At 70.4% G+C, this 6,111-nt stretch carries 5 protein-coding genes; 1 reads left to right on the plus strand and 4 read right to left on the minus strand.

All coding sequences use genetic code 11. The features are described from left to right. Window position 1: 1 nt before the first annotated feature. The 4 genes from ACFYWX_RS31275 to ACFYWX_RS31290 form a co-directional block, all read right to left on the minus strand. Window positions 2-2,224, minus strand: a complete 2,223-nt coding sequence (locus ACFYWX_RS31275; RefSeq protein ID WP_389427796.1) for an NHLP family bacteriocin export ABC transporter peptidase/permease/ATPase subunit — start codon at window positions 2,222-2,224, stop codon at window positions 2-4. Next, window positions 2,221-3,027 (minus strand): HlyD family efflux transporter periplasmic adaptor subunit, encoded by an 807-nt coding sequence (locus tag ACFYWX_RS31280; RefSeq protein WP_389427798.1) that lies wholly within the window; start codon window positions 3,025-3,027, stop codon window positions 2,221-2,223. Before ACFYWX_RS31280 ends, ACFYWX_RS31275 begins: the two co-directional genes overlap by 4 nt. Before the next feature lie 146 nt (window positions 3,028-3,173). Beyond that, a complete protein-coding gene (locus ACFYWX_RS31285) occupies window positions 3,174-3,389 on the minus strand; it encodes a type A2 lantipeptide (protein ID WP_389427800.1) in 216 nt (71 codons plus the stop codon). Window positions 3,390-3,867: 478 nt separating this feature from the next. Further along, window positions 3,868-4,281 (minus strand): PaaI family thioesterase, encoded by a 414-nt coding sequence (locus ACFYWX_RS31290; RefSeq protein WP_389427802.1) that lies wholly within the window; start codon window positions 4,279-4,281, stop codon window positions 3,868-3,870. A 190-nt stretch (window positions 4,282-4,471) separates the two neighbouring features. On the opposite strand from ACFYWX_RS31290, the gene ACFYWX_RS31295 reads away from it, so the two are divergent. Continuing rightward, window positions 4,472-5,938, plus strand: a complete 1,467-nt coding sequence (locus tag ACFYWX_RS31295; RefSeq protein WP_389427804.1) for a S1 family peptidase — start codon at window positions 4,472-4,474, stop codon at window positions 5,936-5,938. The last annotated feature ends 173 nt before the right edge of the window (window positions 5,939-6,111 follow it).

Raw genomic sequence — 6,111 nt, forward strand, 5'->3', positions numbered from 1 at the left:
CTCACCGCTCCCTGACCAGCGCCGCGTACGCGCCGCCGCGCGCCACCAGCTCCTCGTGCCGCCCGCGCTCCACGATCGTGCCGTGCTCGAGGACGACGATCTCGTCGCTGTCACGCACCGTGCTGAGCCGGTGGGCGATCACCACACAGGCGCAGCCGCGCCGGCGCAGGTTGTCCATGACCACCTGCTCGGTCTCGGCGTCCAGCGCGCTGGTCACCTCGTCCAGGACGAGGATGCTGGGCCTGCGCACCAACGCCCGGGCGATTTCCAGGCGTTGGCGCTGACCGCCGGAGAAGTTGCGGCCGTCCTGCTCGACCCGGCTGCGGATGCCGCCGGGCCTGCGCATCACCACGTCGTACAGCGCCGCGTCCCGCAGCGCGTCCACCACGGCGTCGTCCGGGAGGGAGGGGTCCCACAGCGCCACGTTGTCGCGGACCGTGCCCTCGAAGAGGAAGACGTCCTGGTCGACGAAGGAGACGGAGGCCGCGAGGGCTCCGCGCGGGATGTCGTCCAGGCGCTGTCCGTCGATGCGGATCACGCCCTCCCAGGGCGTGTACAGGCCCGAGATCAGCCGGGAGACCGTGGACTTGCCGCTGCCCGAGCCGCCGACCAGCGCGACCTGCTGACCGGGGCCGACCGTCAGGTCGAAGCCGCTGAGCAGCGGCTTGTCGAGCGGGCTGTAGCCGAACTCGATGTTCTCCAGCTCCACATGGCCGTGCAGCCGGCGCGTGGAGTCGGCGCCGCCGGAGCGGGCGTAGAGCGGGTCCGCCTGGAAGTTCTCCACGTCCTTCAGCCGGGCCACGTCGGCCGCGAAGTCCTGGATGCGCCCCGCGACGCCGTTCAGCCGGGTCAGGGGAGCGGTGAAACGGGTGACCAGCGCCTGGAAGGCGACCAGCAGGCCCACCGAGATATGGCCCTCGATCGCCCGCATCCCGCCGATCCACAGGATCAGCGCGCTGTTCAGCGCCGCGAGTGTCGGCGCGACCACGCCCAGCCACGCGCTCGGCACCCCGAGCCGTTGCTGCTCCTCCAGGGTGGTGGCGTGCTGCCCCGCCCACTTGCGGAAGTAGCCGTCCTCACCGCCGGTCGCCTTCATCGTCTCGATCAACTGAAGCCCGGTGTACGCCGTGTTGGTGAGCCGGGCGCTGTCGGCGCGCAGCTTCGCCGTGCGGGTGGCGCGCAGCCGGATGACGACCCGCATGGCGACGATGTTGAGCAGTGCCACACCGATACCGACGTACGTCAGCTGCGGGTCGTAGGTGTAGAGGAGCACCGCGTAGAGCACGACGACCACCGCGTCCACGCCCGCCGCGGCGAGGTCGCGGGCCAGGGTCTCGGCGACGGCGTCGTTCGACTGGAGGCGCTGCACCAGGTCGGCCGGGCTGCGCTGGGCGAAGAAGGTGACCGGCAGCCGCAGCAGATGCCGTAGGAAGCGGGCGCTGGAGAGGGTGGAGGAGATGATCCGGCCGTGGTGCAGGTTGGCCTGCTGCACCCAGGTCAGCACGAGCGTGAGCAGCACGCACGCCCCCATGGACGTGAACAGCACGCCCAGCAGGGAGGTCTGACCTCCGATCAGGAACATGTCGATATAGGTACGGCTCAGCGCGGGCACGGCCGCGCCGACCAGAACCAGCAGCAGGCTCGCGAGGACGGCGGCCGGCATGGTGCCCGCGGTGCCGCGCAGCCGGGCCGGCATGGCGCCCAGCACACCCGGCCGGCGCCCGCCCTTGGTGAAGCCGTCGCCCGGCTCGAGGACCAGCACGACACCGGTGAAGCTGCCGTCGAAGTCCTCCATGGGCACAAAACGGCGGCCCTTGCCGGGGTCGTTGATGTACACCCCGCGGCGGCCGAAGCGGCGCCCCATGCCGTCGTAGACGACGTAATGGTTGAACTCCCAGAAGAGGATCGCCGGCGCCTTCACCTCGGCGAGGGCGGCCAGGTCCATCTGCATGCCCTTGGCCGTCAGGCCGTAACTGCGGGCCGCCTTCAGCAGGTTGCTGGCGCGCGAGCCGTCCCGGGAGACACCGCAGGCGATGCGCAGCTCCTCCAGCGGGATGTGCCGGCCGTAGTGGCCGAGCACCATCGCGAGGGAGGCGGCGCCGCACTCCACGGCCTCCATCTGCAGGACGGTGGGGGTGCGGACGGTCTTGCCACGGCTCTTGGGAACCGTGCGCTTGGGCGGGGCGGCGCGGCGCCTGCTCCGGGATTCCTGGGCGGTCGTCACGGAAGCAGCCAATCGACGGGACGCTCGTCGGCCAGCCGGATCGAACCCGTGGCCATGGTCATGGAGACGAGGGTGTACGGGGGGCCGCCGGAGGACGACCACTTGTAACCGCTCTTCGTCGACGACGACGTGTCGAGGCGCACCAGGACGGCCACCGGCCTGCCCTTCTTGGTGAACTGCTCGCCCAGCTGGCTGTCGCCGAGGAACGCGGAGATCTGCTGCGCCGACTGGGCGGCGCGGTCCACCGACTTCACATGGCCGCGCAGTACGCCGTACTGCTGGGTCGGCACCGTCTGGACCGACAGGTCCACGGCGGCGTCGTCCGGGATGGAGGAGGCGTTCTCGGCGGAGACGTACACCGTCGCGTAGAGCGGATCGTCGGCGTGCGCCACCTTCTCCACGGCGGCGACGTTCGCGCCGGTCTGGATGATCTGGCCGATCGTGGCGGCCAGCGCGGTGATCCGTCCGGCGGCGACCGTGCGCACCACGGTGTCGCCCTCGCTCGTACGGACCTTCAGGACGGGGGCGTTCGCCGGCAGCCGCTGGCCCTCCTTGGCGAGGATCGCCGTGACCTGGCCGGCGGCGGGGCTCTGCAGGATGTAGCTGCCCTCCCCGTGGGTGAGGACGGCGGGTGCGCTCACGGTGGAGGCGACCGAGCCGGTCACCGCCCACACGGACGCGGCGGCGATGGCGACCAGCGTCACCGACAGCACCAGCCAGCCCTGCGGGCGGGCGAAGCGCACCGGGAGGTCGAGTTCCTCCGGTGACTGGAGCTTGGCGAGGGCCTGTTGGCGGAACTGCACGGGACTTTCCCTCACCTGCGACGAGAGACACGCACCGCGTGTCGGCTACTTCGAGGAGACACGCACGCGTGTCGGCTGCGCGAGGACGACCGAGAGTCCCGGAGCCGGGAAACGGCTCCGGGACTCAGCAGTACAAAGAGGCGCGATCAGAGACCGGCGACCAGGTTCGTGACCGGGGCGGTGTTCAGGCCGGTGACACCCTCGACGGTGCCGATGGCCGTGTCGGCCAGGCCGGAAACCGGGGCGACGCCGTCCACCAGGCCGGTGACGGTGCCGAGGGCGTTCACGTTCAGACCGCCGGAGACGTTGTCGAGCTCGGCGTCGGAGATCTCGACGGTCTCAACCTGGGGGGTGGAGTTCATGGTGGAACTTCCCTTCATATGGATATCTCACAAGGGGGGAGCGGCCCCCTCTGGGGACAGATGACGGCCGCGACCGCAGGTGCCAGGCCCCGTTTCCGGATGCCGTCGCGGCGTCCCTGCGATGCGATGGATCAAAGCAGGTTTACGGCCGACGCATCCAATCAACCACCCGTCTCACCTGCGGACTTGCGCCGCAGCGGTGCCGATCCGTGCAGAGATGCGCACCGACTGGTAGCGACTTCTTCACAGGCGGCGCGGTGGCGGTGTGCGGGAGCGCACAGGGCAGTGACGGCGAATCAGACACTCCCGCCCCAAAGGCGTGTCCGGCGCCGCGGAGTTGTGCAGATCCGTCGGCGCCGGTGACCTGGTTGAGCATTCGATGTGCAGATTCCCTGAAGCAGGGATTCCGCTCCGAGTTCTGAACCGATCGTTACTGACTGGTAGCAGACCGTGTCATTCCGGCCGTTCCGCGTAGGCGTCAGCCCAGTAGCGCGTAGACCGTGCTCGCGCGGGCGGCCAGTTCGCCCGACCTCTCGTCGGTCATCGTGATGTCGGCGAACGCCATCCGGCGGCCCAGCTTGGTCAGCACCGATTCGATCAAGACATCCGCACCGGTCACCGCCCGCTGGAAGGACGTGGACTGCTGAACCGTCGTCATCGGTCCGTAGGCACCCCGGGCCGCCGAGACGGCGATCACGGTCGCGGTGTCCGCGGCGGCCATCAGCGCCTGTCCCGAGAGTGCGCCGCCTTCCCGGGCCAACCCCTGTGACCAGGGAAGACGCAGGAGCGCGCGGTTCTCTCCGAGCGCCTCGACCGACAGGCCGAGGGCGAGGACCCAAGGGGCGAAGTTGTCGGTGAGGATCTTGTCGGCTTCGGCGGTGGTCATCGTCATATGGGGGATTGTTCCCGCCGCCGGTCCGTCATGCCCGTGCCATGGCCGATTCCGTGTTTCGCAAAAGCAGTTGGCAAACAGCTTTGAACGCACCACGCACCCCCTGCGTACCTACAGCCATCCAGGCGCCGCTGTACGAGAGCTGCCGACCCGGCAGCACTGACCCCGTCCCCCCAGGAGGTCGAGAAGTTTGAGTCACAAGCGAATTCCGAAGCGCAAGGCCGCGATTGCGGTGGGCAGCGTGGCCGCGCTCGGAGCGGCGGCACTCCTGCTGCCGAACGCCAACGCGTCCCAGGACGGCGCCACGGACGCCGCAGCGCCGAAGACCCTGAAGTCCGCGGACGCCTCGGACCTCGCCTCGCAGCTTGCGAACCTGCTGGGTGACGCGTTCGCCGGGTCGTACTACGACAGCGACAAGCAGCAGCTCGTCGTCAACGTCGTGAACGGCGACAACAACGTGATCGTCCAGGCGAAGAAGGCGGGCGCGGCCGTCCGTCAGGTCGACAACAGCATGGCCGAGCTCGAGGCCGGTGCGCAGACGCTGAAGACGAAGGCGACCATCCCGGGCACCTCGTGGGCCGTCGACCCCCGAACGAACAAGATCCTCGTCACCGCCGACACCACGGTCACCGGCAACAAGTGGGACCAGCTGGAGTCCACGGTGCAGGGCCTCGGCTCGAACATGGCGACCATCAAGAAGTCGGCCGGCACGTTCAAGACCTTCGCGTCGGGCGGTGACGCCATCTTCGCCGGTGGCGCTCGCTGCTCGCTCGGCTTCAACGTCACCGCGGGCGACGGCTCCCCGGCCTTCCTGACGGCGGGTCACTGCGGGGTCGCGGCGGAGCAGTGGTCGGACTCGGAGGGCGGTCAGCCGATCGCCACGGTCGACCAGGCCACCTTCCCGGGTGACGGCGACTTCGCGCTCGTGAAGTACGACGACCCGAACACGCAGGCGCCGAGCGAGGTCAATCTCGGCGACCAGACCGTCCAGATCACCCAGGCCGCGGACGCGACGGTCGGTTCGCAGGTCTTCCGGATGGGCAGCACGACGGGTCTGGCCGACGGCCAGGTCCTCGGGCTCGACGCCACGGTGAACTACCCCGAGGGCACGGTCACCGGCCTCATCCAGACCAACGTCTGTGCCGAACCCGGCGACAGCGGCGGCTCGCTGTTCACCCAGGACGGCAGCGCGATAGGCCTCACCTCGGGCGGCAGCGGTGACTGCACGGCCGGCGGCGAGACGTTCTTCCAGCCGGTCACCACCGCCCTGGAGGCGGTCGGTGCGACCCTCGGCGACGGCGGCGCGGGTGCCGGCGGTGCCGGCGACCAGGCCGGCGGCGAGGAGGCCGGCGCGGGCGACCAGGCCGGCGGTGAGGAAGCCGGTGGCGGCCAGGACGCGGGTGGCCAGGACGCCGGTGGCCAGGAGGTCGGCGGCGAGGGTGCCGGCCAGGAGGTCGGCGGCGAGGGTGCCGGTCAGGAGGTCGGCGGCGAAGAGGCCGGTGGCCAGGAGGTCGGCGGTGAAGGCGCCGGTCAGGAGGTCGGCGGCCAGGAGGTCGGTGGCGAGGACGCCGGTCAGGGCGTCGGCGGTGAGGAAGCCGGTGCGGGCAACGACCAGACCGGCACGGGCCAGGACAACGGCCTGAACGAGAACCACTGATCCGGCCTCACCAGCGGTCCCGGCCGGCAGTGGAACGGTCCGGCCCTCGCCCCAACCGAGGGCCGGACCACCCCCCCCCACCCACCTGCTGGCCCCCGCAACGCCAAACGCCGCCCACACTCCCGGTGGGCGGCGGTTGGCGTTGCGTCCGGCTCCAGTCGCCCGGCTCACCC

Source organism: Streptomyces sp. NPDC002888 (assembly GCF_042888465.1).
Classification (GTDB): Bacteria; Actinomycetota; Actinomycetes; order Streptomycetales; family Streptomycetaceae; genus Streptomyces.